The sequence below is a fragment of the Candidatus Paceibacterota bacterium genome, from assembly GCA_035452965.1.
Classification (GTDB): Bacteria; Verrucomicrobiota; Verrucomicrobiia; order Limisphaerales; family UBA8199; genus UBA8199.
In genome coordinates this window covers 42448-63084 of record DAOTCE010000002.1, presented here as the reverse complement: position 1 = coordinate 63084, position 20637 = coordinate 42448, and the positions used below count along the sequence as shown (strand labels likewise).

Genomic DNA, 20637 nt, shown 5'->3' with positions numbered 1-20637 from the left:
TGCCGGGGCAACGCTCTTTGTTTCTAATCGGCGCTTGGTCAAGTTGCGGGACCGATGTCAAAGACAACAAAGTTACTATCTTGATGGACAATTGTACACTTCTCCGAAAGAGATAAAAGGGCTTGACGCAGGTAGGTATTATATTTCGCCATTTTCCGGTACAATGGGAATGGCGAAGACAAAGTTGGTTCAAAAAAGCGTGCCGTTTTCACGCCGTATCCTTCAACTTCCAACAGGACATAACGAATCCCCCAAGACTGCAGATATTTGCGAAGGCTATTCTCATCAACCCCGACGGGAAATTTCAGCCACGGGTTAACAATTCCTCCTTCGGTGGTTGTGAGGATCCTGTTCCGAGTAAAATCCAAGTGCATGGGCAGTGCAATCCACGCCAAGATCGTTCTTCCACAATCCATCTTTCCCTGAATCATACGGATCCGGTCCTCCTCTTCCTGGCTCAATGCACGCCGGTTATAATCGAGGTAATTTGGATCGAAGTCGAATGAGAGAATGGTGTGGAACTGGCTCGCCCGATTGAGGCGGGCAACGCAAGGCACCAGAAACACGAAGAGAACAACCAACTGCAAGCTTACCAGAGCTAACGTTGGCACATTCAAGCCGGAAGTTCGTTCTCTAATGCCGGAAGCGGCATCGCAGAAGTCTTTGGAAACTCGTGTAGCCAGCAACATTCCAACCGGAAAAGCACCAATTAGGATCGGACAGGCGTACCTCAGTGCAGTCTTGACATCGAAGAGATGGGCGTTCAGAAAGTAGACAGGCACTGTTGCCATGGAGACTGCTCCCAGACATGCCCATCCGATTGGATTAAACTTGGCCTGGCGTCGGAGAATCACAACGCAGGCAAGCGCCGCCGCAAGGGCCATGACGAGGATAATGAGGTTATAATGCCACTGGTTTCCCCCATAGTACATATCGTCGAAAGTGAAAAGTCCCTTTATGTCGTGCGCGGATAGAGAGGGGAATTCGCCGGTCAGATCCGCGTTCGCCGGACAGGCATCGCCTAACCGCCGTGCCTTAATAAGAACCGGAACTGATACCAGCAACCAGGGTGATACCGCCAACAGAATCATGACACCGGTTCGCGCTGTGGCCCGCAAGACTCTGCCCAAATGCAGCCCTGACACTGCCGACAATACCCAAAAGACAACAAAGTAGAACACCGCAAAGAACGCCAAGATCGTCTTGAATGAGGCTAAAGCGCTCAAGAACAGTGCCATCGGCAACAAACTTCGCCATCCGATTTCCGCGCCCGAAACTGGAATCGATTCAGACATCAGCCAGCTGGACATGACGAGTCCGGCAACCATCAGACTTCCGGAATAGAGCGGAGAAATATTCACATACTGCGGATTGATGAACGCATACGTCAAGACGGCCAGAGCACCCAATCCCCAATGAATTCTCAGTGTCCGCGCGAAGTCAGCCAACAGCCAGGCACCTAACCCGAAGCAAAAAACCGCATCGAACGCATTGACCGAATCAACAGGCCCGCAAGCCAGAGTAAATGCTTGAAAGAACGATTGTGAGCCGAGGCCATCAAGGCCTAGGAGATCGAACGGATTGTCCCCAACGGTGCCAGTGGCCAACATGCGGATCGGGCGCACCAGATAGACGTGGTAGTCGTCGTGATAGTTAAATGCTGCTGTAGGCATTAACGGGAGTCCGAATAATGCCAAGAGAACTAGAATCAGAATCAGTGGCACACAAGTGCCGATCAAGTTGTGCGGGGAAAACGCCTGTTTAAGATCATCGGTCACCCTTCTTGTCCCCATCTTTGCCTGTCTCCCAAAGATGTAAAAACCGGCGAGAAGAAATCCTGTTGCACAAAGCACGATCAGGGTAACGGGAAACGCCAACCGAAGACCGTTGAGAATCCCCCCAATAAGGTTTAGGGTAACCATTCCCAGGGCAGTCATGTATGCGGGGGAATTAGGCGAGTCCCGATAACAAATTCCGCTAACCAATCGGCCCCATCCGTAACACATGATCACGAATGCCAATACAATCATGAGAACCATACCAATCCAAATACAGTGCTGCTGCAAGCTCGTTCTGCCCGAGAGTCGCTGAGAATAATTGACTCATTACAAAAATCCCATGCCCGATCTTGAGTAAGATGATAAACGCCCCTTGTAAGTCTCCATGCGGCTCCGCCCAAGTATTTCTGCTTTCCCAATAGGGACCCCCCGATCCTTGCCGACCTGAAGGTAGAGGAGAATGTCGTGGGTGGCACGCCCGAGTGGATCAGCCAGCTCGGCCCAATTAAAACCGTAGCAATGTGCTTGCGAGAAACCTCGAGAAACCTCGAGAAACCGGTGCAAGAAGTATGTTGCTTACGGCCACGAAGCGACTGAGAGTGATCGAGCATGATGTTCGAAAATCTCGCACGGCCCTGTATGAGTAGGCGCTAGGACGAGCGCATTCCTAAGGGGACTCACCGTTCCGGGGGCATCGGTGGCGAGCGCTCTAGCGTCTTGGAGAGCGCCCCCCTGGCGCTTTTGGCCCGGCGCGGTTCCCAGAGGATACAAACCTACTTGGGCAGGTTGACAATGAACTCGGTCCCCTGATTCGCCTGGCTGGAGACGGTGACCGTGCCGCCGTGGGCCTGAACGACGGCTTTGACCAGGCTCAGGCCGAGGCCCAAGCCGCGCTGGGAACGGCTCTTGTCGCCGCGGTAGAGGCGCGTCCAGATCTTGTCCTGCTCCTCGACGGGGATGCCAGCGCCCGTGTCGCGGAAGAGCGCCACCGCTTGGTCAGTGCCGTCGCGCAGGGAGATGGTTACGCTGCCGCCGGCGGAGTTGTATTTGATGGCGTTGTCCAGGAGGTTGGCAAGGACCTGCCTCATGCGAATTCGGTCTACCATGGCCGTGCAGGGGGCGGTCAGGTCGGTGTGGATGGCGACCTTCTTCTCCTCCGCCACGTATTGATATAACTCGACGACCTCCTGGACAAGTTGGCAGAGGTCCACCCGCTCGCGCTGAAGCTTCATCATGCCGGCCTCGGCCTCGGTGATGTCCATTAGCGTGTTGAGCATGCTGAGCACGCGCTCGGATTCCTCGAGGCAATCCGCGAGAGCTTCGCGGGCGGTGCCAGGTTCGGCGCCGGTCTGCAAAGCGTCCTCGGCCACTCCGCGCAGGCGGGCCAAGGGCGTGCGCAGGTCGTGGGCGACGTTGTCGAGCGACTCGCGCATGGCGCGGATGAGCGCCTGGTTCTTGTCCAGCAAGCTGTTGAAGAGGCGTACCAGCTCGTCGAACTCGTCGTTGGACCGGCGGACCGGGACGCGCGCGTCGAGCTGGCCGGTGCGGATGATCGAGCGGGCAGTGGCAACAATCTGGCGGACGGGCCGCATCGCGCGGTTCGCAAAGAAGGCTCCGGCGAGAAAGCCCAGCAAGACGGTTACGCTGCCGATCAGGAGAAAACTCCGGCGGATGGGATTCAAGATGGCCGCGCGGCTGTTGGTTGTCCGGCCAAGTTGCAGCACCCGGCCGTCCGGGAGTTCCACCTGGCCCAGGGTATAGTCGCGGTCCGTGTTCTGGGGAATGCGCAGGTAGGGCGCCTTTGAGAGGCCGGCCCAGCCGGGCACGTCGCGCAACCCCACCCAGGCCGCCGGCGCGCTGATGACCAGGTCGGTGTTATTGAACGGATTGACCAGGTGAACGAACAAGGTGTTCTGGACGTCGGCGGGCTGGCTGTAGACCCAGCTGCGCAAGCCAGTCACCCCGCCCGCTTCATACACGACCGCCGCCTCCTTGAGCCGGGCTTCCAAGACCTCCCGGTCCTTGCTGCCGACCGCGGCCGCCAGCAGGTAGTAAGCAAGCGCCAGCAGCGCAACGCTGCTCAGGGTGAAGATCAGCGCGTACAGGAGACTGAGACGAACCCCAACGTTGCGGCGCAGCGGGTCAAGCAGGCCGAAGGACATAGCCAACCCCCCGAATGGTCTGAAGCATCGCCCGCCCCTTGTCCACCTTGCTGCGCAGGCGGTGCACGAGCACGTCCACGACATTGGTTTGCGGATCGAAGCTGTAATCGAAGATATGCTCCAGGATCATGGTCTTGGTGACCGTGCGATTGGAGTTGCGCATGAGGTATTCGAGCAGCGCGAACTCGCGCGGTTGCAGTTCGATGCTCTCCCCGTCGCGCTGCACCTGGCGGGTGAGCAGGTCCAGCGTCAGGTCGCCTACCACCAACCGGGTGGGCTCCGCCGTCTGGGTGGCCCGCCGGATAAGGGCCTGGACGCGGGCCAGCAACTCCGAGAACGCGAACGGCTTGGTCAGGTAGTCATCGCCGCCGGACTGGAGGCCCTTGACGCGATCGTCCACGGATGCCTTGGCGCTGAGAATCAGGATGGGCATGTGCTTGCCGCGCGCGCGAAGCTGTTGGATCAGGCTCAGTCCATCGAGCCTGGGCAGCATGAGGTCCACCACGACGGCGTCGTAGGCGATGGTTTGCGCCATGATCAAACCGTTTTCGCCGTCCGCAGAGTGGTCCACCGCGTAGCCGCTTTCCTTCAGCCCCTTAACGACAAATGAGGCGATCTTCCGGTCGTCTTCCACTACCAGAACACGCATAGGCTAAAGGCTTTTCCGCAAAACCGTGTCGCGCTGGGCCCACTCCAGATTGGGATTCGGAAAATCCAGGTTGTAGTTGAGCCCCCGGCTCTCGGGCCGGCGCAGGGCGCTGGCGACGATCAGTTCCGCCACGGTGGCAATGTTGCGCAGCTCAAGCAAGTCGCTGGTGACGATGAAGTCCCAGTAGTATTCCTGAATTTCAGCCTGCAGGTTGGCGATGCGCTTCTGCGCGCGCTGCAAGCGCTTGTTCGTGCGGACGATGCCCACGTAATCCCACATCAGCCGCCGGATTTCCTCCCAATTGTGCGACACCACCACCATCTCATCGGGGTTGTGAGCGTTGCCGGAATGCCAGGGGGGTACCTTCGACTCGGCGGGCTGGGGGCAGTCCGCCACAGCCCGTCGGGCGGCGCGGTGCGCGCACACCAGCGCTTCGAGCAACGAATTGCTCGCCAGGCGGTTGGCGCCATGCAGTCCGGTGCACGCGACCTCGCCAACGGCGTAAAGCCCCTTGATTTCCGTCTCCCCGTCCACGTTCGTGAGCACGCCGCCGCACTGGTAATGCGCGGCTGGCACGACCGGGATCGGCTCCTTGGTAATGTCTATGCCGTAGCGCACGCAGGTCTGGTAGATGTTCGGGAATCGGTCAATGAGGAACCGGGCCGGCTTGTGGGTGATGTCGAGCAAGACGTAATCCGCGCCGCTCTTCTTCATCTCGCTGTCAATGGCGCGGGCGACGATGTCGCGCGGCGCGAGCGACTTGAGCGGGTGCGCCTTGTCCATGAATTCCACGCCCTCAATGCTCTTGAGCACACCGCCTTCGCCCCGCACCGCCTCGCTGATCAGGAAGGACTTGGCCTTGGGATGATAGAGGCAGGTGGGATGGAACTGCACAAATTCCATATTGGCGACCGCGGCCCCGGCGCGCCAGGCCATCGCCACCCCGTCGCCGGTGGCAATGTCCGGGTTGGTCGTGTAAAGATAGACTTTGCCGGTGCCGCCGGTGGCGAGCAGGGTGACCGGCGCCGCGAAGGTCTCCACCTGTCCCGCCTGCTTGTCGAGCACATATACCCCGAGACACCGGTTGTCGCCGCCGTGTCCGAGCTTCTGACTGGTGATAAGGTTGATAGCCAGGTGGTTCTCGAAGATGGTGATGTTGGACATGGCCGCCACGGCCGCCAGCAATGCCCGCTCAATCTCCCGGCCGGTGATGTCCTTCGCGTGGAGGATGCGGCGCTTGGAATGCCCTCCTTCTCGGCCAAGGTCCAGCTCGCGCGCGCCGCGCGAGCGGGGAATCTCGCGTTCCGTGAACTGCATGCCCAACTCAATCAGTTCCGCGATTCGCGGCGGACCTTCCTCGATGATGGAGCGAACGGCTGTTTCCCTGCAAAGACCCGCGCCGGCCTCCAGCGTGTCGCGCACATGCAGTTCGACCGAGTCCTCCTTGCTGGTGACCGCCGCGATGCCCCCCTGGGCGTAGTTGGTGTTGGACTCGGCGCGGTCCTTCTTGGTGATAATCGCCACCCGGCCATGCGGGGCCACTTTCAAGGCGAAGGAAAGCCCCGCAATGCCGCTGCCCAGGACTAGAAAATCAAACTGCTTCATTTACAGCCGTCCGTTGTCAATCAGGCGTGTCCGGCCCACCTGCACCGCCAGCGCCAGGTGGGCGCCGCGTGTGACCTTGGACACCGGCGCCAGCGTGTCTGGTTCAAAGAATTCCGCGTAGTCCAGCTGCGCGGCCGGAACGCGCTCGATAAACCGCTTTAGCTCCAACTTAAGCCGCGCCGCCGGGATGGGGCGTGCCGCCTGGCGCACCGCCGCTCGCGCCCGCTGCAGCGCCAGCCATAGCACCACAGCCTGCCCGCGCAAGCCGCCAACCAGGTATTTATTCCGCGAACTCATGGCCAGGCCGTCCGCCTCGCGTTGGGTGGGCGCCACTACAATTTTCAAGGGGAAGTTCAGGTCGCGTGCCATGCGTTTAACAACGGCCGCTTGTTGCCAATCCTTGGCGCCAAAGACCGCCACCTCCGGCAGCACGATGTTGAACAGCTTGGCGACCACCGTCGTGACTCCGCGAAAGTGCGTCGGCCGTGATCTGCCTTCCATGACTCGGGACAGGTCCTCCTCGACGACATACGTGCTGAAGCCCTCGCCGTCGCCGCGCGGATACATCTGCCGGTCGTCCGGGGCAAAGACTATGTCCGCGCTTTCCCGCCGGCATAACCTGGCGTCGCGTGTCAGGTCGCGCGGATAGCGCGAGAAGTCTTCGGAGGGGCCGAACTGGGTGGGGTTGACGTAGATGCTCACGACCACCTTGCCCCGCCGACCCACTAACCGGCGCGCGCGCCGAACGAGGCTCAAATGACCCGCGTGCAGGTAGCCCATTGTCGGCACCAAACTGACACGCAGCCCCGCCCGGCGCCATGCCAACGCCAGCCGCTGCATGGCCGCTACCGACCTTACGATTCGCATCCCGCCAAGGTGTGACACCCTCGCGGAACTATCAATCTCATAGTCAAGATGTGATAGCCGGCGTGAGCGGGTCGCGCCTTACGTCGGCCGCCACGTCCTGAATTGAGTTTCCGCAATCCGCCAGTCAGGGCATGGCGTCGGCGCACGGCTGGTTCGTAGGCGCTTCCACCTGGCGATCGGTGGGCTGTACCAGACCCTGCGCCAGCAGGTAGGCTTCAACCTCCAGGCCGCTCACGTCGGCCAGCATGTGACCGTTGATCTCAACGCACGGGCTGAGCGGTTGGCCGCTCTTGGCGACCATCTCCTCTCGCTGGGCGGGATTGTTAATAATATCGCGGTCCTCGAAGGGCAAATCGTACTTGCGAAGGATGGCGCGCACGCCCTGGCTCCAACCGCAGGTCGGCTTCAGATAGGCTATGACATTCAGTTTATCCATAATTCAGCTTCGCTACTACCCTGCCACATCCGCGCTGGAGCGCAAATCAGGCGTAGCGGGAGGCGTCGCAAACCCTCCAAGCCAGGCGGCTTGCGCTTTGAGGGCGCCGGGAGTTGCCGCCGGGTGCCGGCAGCATCGAAGGTCACGGGCGAACCCGACCACGCACCCGCTATTACCAGCTCATGATCTGGCCCGTCTGCGGCACGTCACTTCCGCCGGAACTGGTACACATGCACCTCGAAGGGACCGAACCAATCCGCGAAGGTGCCGTGCTCCGCATCCACCTTGCGCGGTTCTTCAAAGACCACCGTCCCTGCGCCGGGTCCGTGGATCTCCTGGGGCAGCCCGCTGAAGCGCACACGGATTGTTGGGCCCTCCCTCGCGCAGGCCAGCACGTAGATGCTGTCTCCCGCCTCGCGCACCAGGAACTCCACAGCGCTCGCATCCGCGCTGACTTCATCCTGCACGAACTGTCTCGGGATCGCCGCCTGCCGGTTCTGTTCCTCCTCCTTATTGGCCACCGCGCGCTTGGGCGGCGGTTCCGACACGACCTTGAGTCTGATCCTGGAATCGGCGGCGAGCAGCGCCGGAAGGATTGGCGACCTCGGCCCGAGTTCGTCAAACAGCGGCCGCATCACCCGGTCGAAATACGTCCAGTTGAATCCCAGCGGTTTGTCTCGCTCATTCAGCGTCTGCGGCAGCCCGCCCCCGAAATAAGTCAGCCCGCGGGCGCCGTTGATGATGGCCTCGTAGGCCATAAACCTCTGATCTGGAAACGTCGGGAAGCGCAGCGTGCGCCCGGGCTTGACCACCCCGGAGAAGGCGATTTGGAGTGTCATCCAGAACGGCTTATCGCCTGCCACCTGCTTCATCAGGCGGGTGAAGTCCCCCACCATGCTCAGTTCCTTGTTCTGCTTCTCCGAATGCACACCAGGGGGATAGCTCACCGGGTAGATGTCTATCCCGCCTACGTCCCAGCCGGCGTCATAGCGCTTCAGCGAGGCCACGGTTCCACGCGGGGCCTGCACCAGCCAGATCGGATGGTCGGGGTCGAGTTCGTGGAGGAGTTTTGCCACGTGCGCCACCTGTTGCGGTGTAGAATTCTTGGCGTTATGCGAGTTCCCCCAGTCCGGCTCATCTGCGCCCTTCCAGAGGCCCATGCCCGGCGAGTCCTTGAGGGCCGCGATCACTTTCTTTAGCCTGGCCTCCTTTTGCATGTCGCCCGGGTCGAAGTTGGACAGGTCCCAGCCCAGCCAAGGGCAGCAGCGCATTCCGCCCGCAGCCGCAGCCGACTGCAGGGCCTTCTCCTTCTCGATCATTTCGTCGTTCCAGGACGGACCGCCCGACCTCATGAACATCACCCCGCAATCCGCGAACTCCGCGTAGGCTGGTCGGCCATTCGGAGCCTTCGCGTCCGGCCCTGGCACCACGGTCAGATTGAGGGGGAATTTCCTTTCTCCATCCACCAGCAGCGCCCCCGCGTCGTCGAACGTGAACTTCGCCGGCTTCGTGAGCGGCGCCGCAGCTCGCGCCGGCGCACTCAAACTCGCCGCCACCATAGCCGTGGCGGCCCAACTCCCAACCAGCCTGCCATTAATCTTCGCAGAACTCATATACTTAACTTTGAATGCACAGGTGTTCTGTCAAGGTGCAAGGTTTCTGGCACTGAATTTCTGCAGGACTCATCCCGGAAGGTGATGCAGACAAGCGATGCGACCTTGAAGAATCAGGCCCTGGGCGCCAGATTGTCCACGGCGCATGTCATTTGACCGCGACAAGATGAAGGCGGCGGCGGCGGCCCTGGCGAGGGAAGGGATCTTTATCGGCACCTCTTCCTGGAAATACCCCGGCTGGCAAGGCCAGCTTTACGATACGGATCGCTACATCTGGCATGGCAAGTTCTCCGAGGCGCGCTTCGAGCGGCTCTGCCTGACGGAGTATGCGGAAGTGTTCAAGACGGTGTGTGTGGATGCAGCCTACTACAAATTCCCCGACCGCGCTTTCCTCGCACAGCTTGTCTCGCAGGTCCCGGAGGATTTCCTGTTCGCGCTCAAGGTGACCGACCAAATCACAATCAAGCGCTTTGCCAATTTGCCGCGGTTCGGGCGGCGCGCCGGCACGGTCAACCCGGATTTTCTGAATGCCGGGCGGTTTGAATCGGCTTTCCTTGGCCCCTGCCGGGAATTCGCGGCGAACGTCGGTTTGCTGATCTTCGAGTTCTCGCGCTTCTCGCCCCGCGAGTTCGAGTGCGGGCGCGAGTTTGTCGCCGCGCTGGACGAATTCCTTGGCCGGCTGCCGCCAGGCTGGCGCTACGGGGTGGAGATTCGGAACAGGACGTTTCTGCGGGCGGAGTATTTTGCGGTGCTGGCGCGCTATGGCGCAGCCCATGTATTCAGCAGTTGGCAGAACATGCCAAGCCTGACCGAGCAGCTTGGCTTGGCGGGCAGCCGCACCAATCCGGACTTCCTCGGCGCGCGCTTGTTGCTCCGCCCGGGCCGCAAGTACGAGGAAGCCGTCAAGCAGTTCAGCCCTTACGACTGCGTCAAGGAACCCTACCCGGAAGGCCGTGCCGCCGGGGCGGGCCTGATTCTGGAGACTCGCAGCCAGCGCGGCGCGGCCAGGGGATTCATCTACGTGAACAACCGTTTCGAGGGGAATGCGCTCGAGACGATCGCCGCGATGGTGGAACAGGCGGGGGCGGTCTGATTGCCGCGGCCCAGCCGGACAAGGCGGCCGAACGCACGCCGGTGTGGCGAAGTGACCGGCCCCGACTACTTTGGCTCGCTCAACAATTTCAGTTGGGACTTGCCGGTCAGCTCGATCTCGGGCTTGCCGTTATAGTCTATGACTTTCCCTTTGACAGCAACGGCCTTGCCCTTCAGGGCCGGGAGATTCTCAAAATCATTGGTGCGTTTGCTCCGGATGAGTGCGGTGAACGAGTTGTTCGGATAGGGCTTGTCGAAGTTCAGAAAGACAAGGCCCGGCCTGAAGCTGACCTGGGCAACGACACCGGTGACGGTGACTTGGTTGCCAATGTGATCCGCCGCTTGCGCCGCCCCGATGGTGACAGTGGTGGCATTGGTGTCATCGGCGCGGCTTTGGACGGCTGCGCCGGCCAGGCAAAGGGCGAAGGCAAAGGTAGCCAGTAGTTTCATATAGGCCGCAACATGCGACCGGCGCAGGCGCACTGCAAGAGCGAACTGCGCGCCGGTGGCGCTTACTCGGCCTGCTGCGCCTGCTTGGCGCGCTTGCTTTCTTCGACGACCCTCTGCTCGGCCTCTCGCGGCATTTCCTCGTAGTGGCTGAAAGACTCCGCATGCATGCCGCGCCCGCCGGTCAGCGAGCGCAGGGTGCTGGAGTAGCGGTAAAGCTCCTTGGCGGGGACATGCGCCTTGATCAACTGGAATCCGCCTTCCATGTCCATGCCCTGGATCTTGCCGCGCCGGCTGGACAGGTCGCCCATGACTTTGCCCATGCAATCGTCCGGGATGCGGATTTCAACGAGGTGAATCGGTTCGAGCAGGCAGGGCCGGGCCATGGCGAAGGCCTCTTTGAAGCCAAAGTAGCCGGCGATCTGGAACGCGATGTCTTTGGAGTCCACCGGGTGCATCTTGCCGTCGTAAAAGTCAATCTTCACATCCACGACGCGGTAGCCGGCGAGGATGCCTTCCTCGCAGGCCTTTAAAACGCCCTTCTCGACCGAGGGCACGAAGACGCGGTCCACGTTCTGGCCGACGAGCGAGTTGGTGAACTCGACGCCGGTGTCGCGCGGCTTGGGTTCGATGCGCATCCAGACCTCGGCGAACTGCCCGGCGCCGCCGGTCTGCTTTTTATGCCGGTACTTCGAATCGCCCCGGGCCTTAATGGTCTCGCGGTAGCGCACGCGTGGCTCACCCAGCTCGACGTGCACGTTGTAGCGGCGCCGCAGGCTGTCAGCGATGACCTCCAGATGCAGCTCGCCTTGAGCGGACACGATGGTCTGGCGCAGTTCGGAGTCCACCGTGTAAATGAACGTCGGGTCCTCATGGTGTAGCGCCGCCAGCCCCGAAGCGACCTTGTCCTCCTCGCCCTTGACGTTGCTCTTGAGGGAGGCGTGGATGTTCGGGTGGGGATACTCAACCTTCGGCAGCGTCACGGGCTTCTTGCCCCCGCAGAGGGTGTTGCCGGTCTGGGTGTCCTTGAGCTTGACCACCGCGCCGATGTCCCCGGCGCAAAGCGTGGGGACGCTCGTGCGGGTTTTGCCGTTGAGCAGGTAGATCTGGCCGATCTTCTCGGTGCTGCGCCGGGCGGTGTTATGGACTTCGCTGCCGAATTTCACCAGGCCCGAATAGACGCGGAAGAATGAAAGCTCGCCGAACTGCGCCTCGCTCATCGTCTTGAAGACGTAGAGCACGGGGTCGGGATCGGTCAGCGCCACTTCCACCTTGTTGCCTTCGCCATTCACGGCCTCCGCCTTCGGCCGGTCCGCCGGCGAAGGGCCATACTTGGCAATGAAATCCATGATCCGCGCGACACCGATATTGCTCTCGGCCGCGGTGCAGAACAGCGGCACGAATACCTGCTTCTGGATGGCGGCGCGCATCCCGGCGCGCACCTCCTCCTCCGAGAGCCCGCCCTGCGCGAAGAACTTCTCCATGAGCGCGTCGTCCGACTCGGCGATGAACTCGATCAACTGGCCGTGCAACTGCTTGGCCCGCTCGGCCAGGGCGCCGGTCGGTGGGGCTTCGGTGAACTTGCCGCTCTTGTCGGTCGCGTAGGTGGTGACCTGATTGCGCAGCACGTCCAGCAACTGGTTGAAGCCGGGGCCGGCGTTGATCGGGACGCTCAGCGGGAAGACGCGCTCGCCGAAGTGCTCCCGGAGTTGCGCCAGGATTTTCTCGAAATCCGTCTCCTCCTTGTCGAACGCGTTGGCAACGAGAATCTTGGGAATGCCGTTCTGGCTCGCGCATTTCCAGACGGCGTCCGTGCCGACGCCCACGCCGTGGTTGGCGTGGACCGCCACGACCGCGACGTCGCTGACCCGCAGCGCGCCCAGCGCTTCGCTGATGAAATCCGCATAGCCCGGGCAATCCAGGATGTTGAACTTCTTCTCCTGCCACTCGAAGTGCATCAGCGTGGTCAGGACCGAGATCTGCCGCTGCTGCTCGCTGTCATGGTAGTCCGACACCGTCGTGCCGGCGGCGATGCCCCCCATGCGGTTGATCACGCCGGCGCAGGCCAGCATGGCCTCGCTGAGCATGGTCTTCCCGCACGAAGCATGTCCTACGATGGCGAAGTTACGAATGTCACCTGGTTGATAGTCTTTCATAAATTGTCACTGCCCAGTTCATCTGTTGCCGGTCGAGCCGACGCTCAAAGGGACGGACAATGTAAAGAACGACCTGTCGTGCGCAAGCCGAGAAATAAGCCGAATGGCAGTTCGATTTCCCCCAATCCTCGGCGAATTGCGAAGATGTTCCACCTGTCGGTGAAGGTAGGGCGCTCCCGCCGAGAGCGCCGGGGGACGGCAGTTCACGTCGAAACCGCCCTGCCATCCCTAAAGCTTAGGGTGCTAATTCCCCCGCTCAAACCACGCCCAGGAACAAGGCGGGCTTCTCAGGCAAGGCTCTTTTGGCTGCTCCCGGGTATTGACCTGCCAATGCCTTAACAACGAGGGCTTGGGACAGACTAACGCCATGGTTTTCAGCCGGAAAACCTGGGCGGCCGAGGCAGAGGGAATTCGAATCCACCATTGCTCCCCGGCCAGAACCGGATTGGCACCCCCGCCCCCCTCCGCGCTCTGTCCAAATATTGGACAGTGATGCTGCCTGCCTGCATTCTCCAGCTCCCTCGGACCCCGGCACCCCTGGCTTGGCGATACAGTGACAGTATGGCGGTGCTACGGTGTGGTTCCCATGGGGGCCGACCCCCATGGGAACCACACCGTAACCTGACCGCATTGACAAGCCATCGCCCAGCCAACCACAAGCTAACGGCGGGGCGCGACCACCTTAACGGTGCCGTTGCCCGTCCGGCGGGGGAGCTGAAGGCAAGAAAGGCGTCTGAGACGGCGGATCAGCACCGGCGCGCTCCCCGGAGGTCGGCGAAGCACGTAAAGCACTGCGAAAGACGAAAAAGCCCCAGTTTCATTGATGCGAAGCTCGGAAAACCACCGTTGGCAGCGGTGCCCGCAATGTTCGACCCCGCCAATATGCTCGACCTGTGGCATTCCTTGCTGGCCCCGTGAAGCGGTCAGCCAGAGCCGGCTGATTTCATCCCGCAGGCTTGACGACTTCCAGGCCGGCCATCAGGATAAGTTGATGAACTGGTTTGAGATCCGAAGGCCGCGGCGCGCGCAGCGGCGTAGAATAGAGTCCTGGGCCTTGTCGGCGCTGCTGCTGACGATGGTCGCGTCGTGCGGCCGGGCGCAGCCGAGCGTCGCGGTGTCGGACTTCACGTTTATCCACACCAGCGACGTCCATGCGCCACGGCCGGACAGCCAGGCCACCATCGCGCGGATTCATGGCCTGGGCGAGATTGACCTCGCGCCGTTCGAACTCAAGGCACCCAAACCGGCTTTCGTGCTGGTAACCGGCGACCTGAATGAGTTTGGGGGTGGCAGCGGGGCATGGGAGGACTACCTCTCCTATTGGAAGGGCTGCACCATTCCGGTGTATCACCAACTCGGCAACCACGACAACACGTGGCGCGCCAATCTCAAGTCCCTGCGCGCGCTGGGCCTGGCCGCCTACTACTCCTTCGACCGATTCGGTTGCCACTTCGTGGCGCTGATGACGCCGACGTTCCAGGACCCGCGTCCATCGGTCGGCGAGGAGCAAATTATCTGGCTCCAGAAGGACCTGGCCAGGGTGGGAACCCGAACTCCGGTATTCGTGTTCTTCCACCATCCCTTGCCGGGGAGCGAGTTCGCCAGCCGTTATGACTACGACCGGCTGCTGGACGTGTTGCACCGCCACAACACCGTGTTGCTGATGGCCGGCCATTCGCATGGCCACGTGCACAGCGTGGTTGAGGGAATTGACGAGACCACCGGCGGCTCGACCTTCGGACCGAACGCAGGTTTTGCGGTCCTGTCCGTCAAGAGCGGCGTGTTGCGTGCGGCATATTGGAAAGTGGGCCAGCCCGCCCCGAGCTTGAAGCTCCTCGAAAAAACGCTCCCCGCGAAATCGTCCTATCCCGACATTACGATTACTTCCCCCGCCTTCCGCGCGTCGGGCGGCGGCAAGCTGGCCATCTCGGCGCGTCTGTCCGGCCAGGTGAGCGTCGAGAAGGTCACTTACACAGTTGACGATGAGCTGAATGGCGAATTAACGCTCTCAGGCCAGGCGCCGAACTGGACCGCTGCCGGCAGCGCGGACGTGAGCGGGCTGTTGCCCGGGGCGCACTACCTGCGCGTGGATTTCGCCGGGGGCGGCGGGCATTTTACGCGCAGCACGCAGTTCTTCTTCGAACCCGCGAACCAGCCCACGGCCTGGCGCGCCTACCTTGCGGCGTCCAGCAAGGTCACACCCACCGTCGCCGACGGTGTGGTCTATGTCGGCGCGAACGACGGCAAGTTGCGCGCCATCAATGCCAAGACCGGCCAAGGATCGTGGGCGGTTGATACGGGCGCAGAAATACTGGCCGAACCGCTGGTGTCCGGCGGGAAAGTGTATACCGCTAACGGACTCGGTGTCGTCTCGGCTTACACCACTGCCGGCGTGAAAGTGTGGTCGTTCACCGCAGGCGACGCGGTTTACTCCTCGCCCGTGCTCGCGGATGGCAAAGTGATCTTCGGGTGCAACGATGGCTGGCTTTACGCGCTCGAGGCGGCCACGGGCAAGCTGGCCTGGGTCAACAAGGACGGCACCTACGCGGTCGAGTCGAAGCCGTTTGCCTGGAACGACAAGATCTACTACGGAGCCTGGGACCAATACGTTCGCTGCGTGAACGCCAAAGACGGCAAGCTCGTCTGGCAGCAACTGGGCGAGGGCTCGCGCGTTGCCAAGGGCGCCAAGCGTTACTACAGCCCGGCCGACGCCATGCCGGTGATCGCCGAAGGCAAGCTCATGATCGCCGACCGGAACATGATGGTGAGCATCCTCAACGCCGAAACCGGCGAGCCGGTCGGCTCGGTAAAGGGGGTCTCCGCGACCGGCCTTTCCGAGGACGGCAAGTTCGTCTATCTGCGCAAGACCAACGGCGACCTCGTGAAAGTTGACAGTTCCGGCAAGGAACTGTGGAGCGTCCCCGCCCATCTCAGCGCCATCCCGACCGCACCAACCGAGAAGAACGGAGTGGTCTATGTGTGCAGCGGCAAAGGCACCGTGTCAGCTCTCGCCGCGGATTCCGGCAAATTGCTTTGGCAATACCAGGCCTCGCCTCAACTCTTTGTAATGTGCTCGGTCGCCTGCGACGGCGCCAACGCCTACCTGACAGCGTTCGACGGCAGCCTGACGGCGATCAAGTGCCGGGCGCCCTAAACGGCCCGTTGGAGCGACGGATGAGGGCGCCCGAGGACGGCGGTTCTCCACGACGCTGACGCGCCAACGAACGTCATAACAGCGCGATAGCGCTTCGGAGTGCGCCGGCCCCCATGCGCTCTGGCGCCAACATCTGCCGGTAATTGCGCGACATCACTCCAAATCTGTAGTAGATAGGAATGAAGCTGGACGGAAGACTATGCGAAGCAGAATTGTGACGGGGGGCAGTCCCGGTGGCCGAGTGCGGTCCATTGGAAAGTTGGCGGCGGCTTTGTGGTTGCTTGGGGTGCTGGCGGGCGCCGGCGGGCGGACGGAGGAACTGCCGCGCGGTCTCGTCGGCATGTACATCCACCAGCACTGGCCTTACAACTACCCCTATGCGGCGCGCACGTGGAAGGTGGAGGATTACCGCGGCTACTGCGGCGGGTTGAAGGCGCTGGGCTACAACTCGGTGATGATCTGGCCGGTGCTCGAAACCATGCCCTCGCCGCTGACCCGGAGCGACCGCGCCGCTCTCAAGAAGATCTCCGCGGTGATTGACATGCTCCACAGCGAACTCGGCATGCGGGTCTACATCGCCCTCTGCCCGAATGTGGGCGTCAAGGACGAGGAAGCCCGCAAAGCGCCGTTCGAGAAACGGCATTTCTTCTACTGCGACACGCGGGTGAATCCGGGCGACCCGGCGGCGCTGGGCCAACTGATCGAGCGGCGCCGGGAACTGTTCCGCCCGCTCGCGAGGGTGGATGGCGTGGCGATCATTGACAGCGATCCCGGCGGCTATCCCGGCTCGACCAACGAGGAGTTCGTCAACCTGCTGGTGGCGCACCGCAAGATGTTCGACAGCCTCCGCCCGGGCATCGAGCTGGTTTACTGGAACCACGTCGGCTGGCCCGCCTACGGGCGCTGGTATCGGGACGGCAAGTTCAACTACGGCACGGAAGAGGAGTTTGTGGAGGCGCTGACGCTTCTGAAGAAGTTCGACCCCAGGCCGTGGGGCATCGCCAACGGCCTCAAGTATGCCGAGAAGGTCGGCGTGGCGGACAAGGTCATTTCGTTCAACTACGGCCGAATCGAGGGCGAGCCTTCTCTGCCCATGACACGGTTTGATGTGGCCGGCGCGCGCGAGGCGGGCAAGAACCAAGGCCCGCGCGGGGTCATGGGCAATGCGCAGACCCACTGCGTGCAACTGCCCAACACCTTCGCCTTCGCGCGCGGCGCGACCGGCCAGCCCATCGCCCGCGAGGACTTCGTGCGATTCGCCGAGGACCTGATCCCGGGCCAGGGCGAGCTGATCGCGCAGGGATGGGAGAGCCTCGAATCGGGTTACACCGCCGCGATGCGCGTCGCCGCCGATCGCCTGGATCAACTGCCGAACCGCCAGCTCAAAGCCGGGCCGCTGAAGGGGCTGCTGTTCGACAATCCCGAGCGCTTCGTGGCGGACCTCGTGTGCATGCTCCGGCTCAAGGCCGCCTTCCTCGACTACGTGGCCACATCGGAATCAGGCACCGGGGTCAAGACGGCGCTGGAGGGCTTCGTGGATGCGTTGGACGCCTGGCAGCAGCGCACGGGTTACCAGAATGTGTGGAGCTGGCCGAAGCTGGCAGAATCACTGGCCCGCCTGCACTCGCCTTCCGTGGACAAGCTCTTCGAGCGCGACATTATGAACCCGGCCAAGGAGCCCGGAGCCACCCCGTTCGAGCGCGTCGCCAACTCCCTCAGGCGCAGTGAGACCTTCACCCTGGAGTTGATCCAGGCCTTGAGGGAAACCGCCCGAAACGAGGCAAGCAGATACCCGGATCATCCGTCGCGGTAACGACCACGAAACCAGGCAGCCGCTGCAAAGCCAGGAAGGCCAAGGCGATCTCCCGGCCCCGCCCCAAGCGGAACACGAGCGGGGGACTCCTCTTACGGACCCCAGTTCGTCCCGGGGCGCCGGGCCCGACGGAAACCTGCCTCACCGTCTGAACCGGAGAGTTTTTGGAGCTGGCAATTATGGAACGCTCCGGTAGCCTTTGGCTGGAATATGACGCAGCGGTTTAACTCCATCGAATCGGTCGCCGCCGACCTGCGGCGCGGGAAGATGGTGATTGTAGTAGACGACGCCGATCGCGAGAACGAAGGCGACCTGATCATGGCCGGCCAATTCGTGACGCCGACGGCGGTGAACTTCATGGCCAAACACGGGCGCGGCTTGATTTGCGTGCCCACCACCTCGGAACGCCTCCAGCAACTGGGCATCGAACGCATGGTGCACCAGAACCGGGAAACGTTCAAAACGGACTTCCAGGTCAGCGTGGATGCGGCGCGCGGGATCACCTCGGGCATTAGCGCCGCCGATCGGGCAGAGACGATCCGGGTGATGGCCGACCCCACCGCGGTGCCGGAAGACCTGGTGCAACCGGGGCACGTGTTCCCGCTGCGGGCGCGGCCGGGCGGCGTGCTGCAGCGGGCGGGGCACACCGAAGCGGCGGTGGACCTGGTGCACCTGGCGAGCTGCCGGCCCATCGGGGTGATCTGCGAGATCATGAGCGACGACGGCACCATGGCGCGGCTGCCCCAATTGGTAAGGTTCGCCCGGAAACACCGGCTGAAGATCTGTTCCATCGCCGACCTCATCCAGTTCCGCCGCGAGCGGGAGAAACTGGTGGAGCGGGTGGAAGTGGTAAAGCTGCCCACAGAATACGGGGATTTCGACCTGCACCTCTACCGATCGAAGATCGAGGGGCAGCACCATTTGGCGCTGGTATGCGGCGAGGTCGCGGGGAAACGAAACGTGCTGGTTCGGGTCCACAGCGAGTGTTTGACGGGGGACGTCTTCGGATCGAGGCGGTGCGATTGCGGGCCGCAGTTGCACCAGGCCATGCGGCAGGTGGCGGAGGCGGGGTGCGGCGTGGTGATTTACATGCGCCAGGAAGGCCGGGGCATCGGCCTGGCGCCCAAAATCAAGGCCTACAAGCTCCAGGAACAAGGCTACGACACCGTCGAGGCCAACCAGAAACTCGGCTACGACATGGACCTGCGCGAATACGGATTGGGCGCGCAAATCCTGGCGGACCTGGGCCTTCGCAAGATTCGGTTGCTGACGAATAACCCGCGCAAGATTGTGGGGCTGGAAGGCTACGGCCTCGAAATCGTCGAGCAGGTCCCAATCCGGGTCAAACCCAACCCGCACAACGCGCACTATCTCAAAACCAAGCGCGACAAGCTCGGACACCTATTGTGAACCGGCGGAGTGACCGAGTAACGGAGTATTGGCGTGCTGCCCTTTCCGGCCCGCCCGCCGCTCCACCGCTCCAGCACTCCATGGCTCCGTTCTGTTTATGCTGAAACCGATCAAGTCGAGACGATTCCGGGCAGGCGACGCGCGGTTTGCCATAGTGGCCTCGCGTTACAACGGGCGCTATGTGGATAGCATGCTGCGGGCGGCGGCAGCGGAGTTGAAGCGCGCGGGGGCGCGAGGCGTCCAGGTGGTGCGGGTGCCGGGAGCATACGAGATTCCCCTGGTGGCGGCGCGCCTCGCCCGGGCCGGCTCCCTCCACGCACCACGCACCACGCACCACGCGTCGCCTTTCAGCGCCATCATCTGCCTCGGGGTCATCCTTCGCGGCGAAACCGTCCACGCCGCGCACATCGGGGAGGCGGTGAGCCGGACGCTGATGGAGATCCAGGTGGCACACGAGGTGCCGGTGATCCACGAGGTGCTGCTGCTGGAGAACGAGGACCAGGCGCGCGCCCGCTGCCTCGACCCGAAGCGCAACCGGGGCCGGGAGGCGGCCCAGACCGCGCTGGCGATGGCGCAGGTGATGGCCAGCCTGCGTAGCGGCGTCTCGGCAGAGCGCCGCTGATCTTGGACCAAAACAGCGGCGCTCTGCCGAGACGCCGCTACGCGACACGGCCAAGAAATCTCTCGCCAAGACCTGCTGGCCGGCTTTAATGAAGCCATGAGAGCCGGGGCAGTTCGAGAAGTGCCGCTGAGGAAATCGGCATGTGCCTTCACCATCGTTGACCTGTTCATTGTCCTCGCCATCCTGGCTATTCTGGCCTTCGTCATCCTGCCTGCGTTGATGAGATCCAGAGCCCGCCCCTCAAGAATTGGATGTGCCAACTGCTTGAAACAAGTCAGCCTGGCATTCAGGACCTGGGCCATCGACAACGACGATCGTTTCCCCATGCAGGTGTCGGTAACCAACGGGGGCACTCTGGAGCAGATCGGCAGCGGCCTGGTATTCCCACACTTCCAAGTTGTGTCGAATGAACTGGGCACCCCACGTATCCTTTGGTGTCCCAACGAAGAAAGCCGGACCTGCCCGACCAACTTCACGAGCGGGTTGACGGATAAGAACATCAGCTACTTCCTCAACGTTGACGCTGTTCCCGACGACGGTTCCAGCATGCTGTGCGGGGACCGGAATCTGACGAACCAGGCAGCGGGAAACGCAGGCTTTGTAGCCGTCGGCAACGGCACAAGGATTGGCTGGACCCGGGAGATCCACTCCCGGAGCGGATACATCGCCTTTGGCGACGGCCGAGTTGAGGGAGTCAGAAACGGCGATCCTCGCACCGTTGTCCGCACAGCCGAGGGCGGCTCCAATCGCCTGGCGATTCCCTAGCAAGGTCCACTCGCTCCCGGACTGAATTTCGTTTCGACGCGGCTGGCAAACCCGTCTAAGGTTTTGGC

15 protein-coding genes are annotated in these 20637 nt (G+C 62.1%); 6 read left to right on the top strand and 9 right to left on the bottom strand.

The annotated features are described in order from the left end of the window. Positions 1-38 precede the first annotated feature (38 nt). From P5205_02310 to P5205_02280, 7 genes are all read right to left on the bottom strand, one after another. On the bottom strand, positions 39-1937 hold the full coding sequence (locus P5205_02310; protein ID HSA09179.1) for a hypothetical protein: 1899 nt from the start codon (positions 1935-1937) through the stop codon (positions 39-41). Positions 1938-2551: 614 nt separating this feature from the next. Continuing rightward, complete coding sequence (locus P5205_02305; protein HSA09178.1) at positions 2552-3940, bottom strand: HAMP domain-containing sensor histidine kinase; 1389 nt, start codon at positions 3938-3940, stop codon at positions 2552-2554. After that, positions 3921-4589: a response regulator transcription factor gene (locus P5205_02300; GenBank protein ID HSA09177.1), complete on the bottom strand. Its 669-nt coding sequence runs from the start codon at positions 4587-4589 to the stop codon at positions 3921-3923. The genes P5205_02305 and P5205_02300 overlap by 20 nt, the downstream gene beginning before the upstream one ends. Before the next feature lie 3 nt (positions 4590-4592). Continuing rightward, entirely contained in the window at positions 4593-6194 is a 1602-nt protein-coding gene (nadB, locus tag P5205_02295; GenBank protein HSA09176.1) for an L-aspartate oxidase, read from the bottom strand. After that, on the bottom strand, positions 6195-7061 hold the full coding sequence (panC, locus tag P5205_02290; protein HSA09175.1) for a pantoate--beta-alanine ligase: 867 nt from the start codon (positions 7059-7061) through the stop codon (positions 6195-6197). A 124-nt stretch (positions 7062-7185) separates the two neighbouring features. Next, positions 7186-7497, bottom strand: a complete 312-nt coding sequence (locus P5205_02285) for a glutaredoxin (GenBank protein HSA09174.1) — start codon at positions 7495-7497, stop codon at positions 7186-7188. Positions 7498-7703: 206 nt separating this feature from the next. Further along, a complete protein-coding gene (locus P5205_02280) occupies positions 7704-9110 on the bottom strand; it encodes a hypothetical protein (protein HSA09173.1) in 1407 nt (468 codons plus the stop codon). 145 nt (positions 9111-9255) lie between these two features. Here P5205_02280 and P5205_02275 point away from each other — a divergent pair, with 145 nt between their 5' ends. Next, complete coding sequence (locus P5205_02275) at positions 9256-10203, top strand: DUF72 domain-containing protein (protein HSA09172.1); 948 nt, start codon at positions 9256-9258, stop codon at positions 10201-10203. A 65-nt stretch (positions 10204-10268) separates the two neighbouring features. Here the strand turns inward: P5205_02275 and P5205_02270 are convergent, their stop codons facing one another. Next, a complete protein-coding gene (locus P5205_02270; GenBank protein ID HSA09171.1) occupies positions 10269-10652 on the bottom strand; it encodes a nucleotide-binding protein in 384 nt (127 codons plus the stop codon). A 62-nt stretch (positions 10653-10714) separates the two neighbouring features. Next, positions 10715-12805: an elongation factor G gene (locus P5205_02265; GenBank protein HSA09170.1), complete on the bottom strand. Its 2091-nt coding sequence runs from the start codon at positions 12803-12805 to the stop codon at positions 10715-10717. Between the two features lie 991 nt (positions 12806-13796). Here P5205_02265 and P5205_02260 point away from each other — a divergent pair. The 5 genes from P5205_02260 to P5205_02240 all read left to right on the top strand — a co-directional run bounded on the left by P5205_02260 (position 13797) and on the right by P5205_02240 (position 20569). Then, a complete protein-coding gene (locus P5205_02260) occupies positions 13797-15959 on the top strand; it encodes a PQQ-binding-like beta-propeller repeat protein (GenBank protein HSA09169.1) in 2163 nt (720 codons plus the stop codon). A gap of 199 nt (positions 15960-16158) precedes the next feature. Then, a complete protein-coding gene (locus P5205_02255; protein HSA09168.1) occupies positions 16159-17772 on the top strand; it encodes a hypothetical protein in 1614 nt (537 codons plus the stop codon). A 210-nt stretch (positions 17773-17982) separates the two neighbouring features. Continuing rightward, positions 17983-19182, top strand: coding sequence for a bifunctional 3,4-dihydroxy-2-butanone-4-phosphate synthase/GTP cyclohydrolase II (locus tag P5205_02250; GenBank protein HSA09167.1), 1200 nt, complete (start codon positions 17983-17985; stop codon positions 19180-19182). A 97-nt stretch (positions 19183-19279) separates the two neighbouring features. Beyond that, positions 19280-19804 (top strand): 6,7-dimethyl-8-ribityllumazine synthase, encoded by a 525-nt coding sequence (gene ribH, locus P5205_02245; GenBank protein ID HSA09166.1) that lies wholly within the window; start codon positions 19280-19282, stop codon positions 19802-19804. Positions 19805-19900: 96 nt separating this feature from the next. Beyond that, positions 19901-20569: a type II secretion system protein gene (locus P5205_02240; protein HSA09165.1), complete on the top strand. Its 669-nt coding sequence runs from the start codon at positions 19901-19903 to the stop codon at positions 20567-20569. Positions 20570-20637 lie beyond the last annotated feature (68 nt).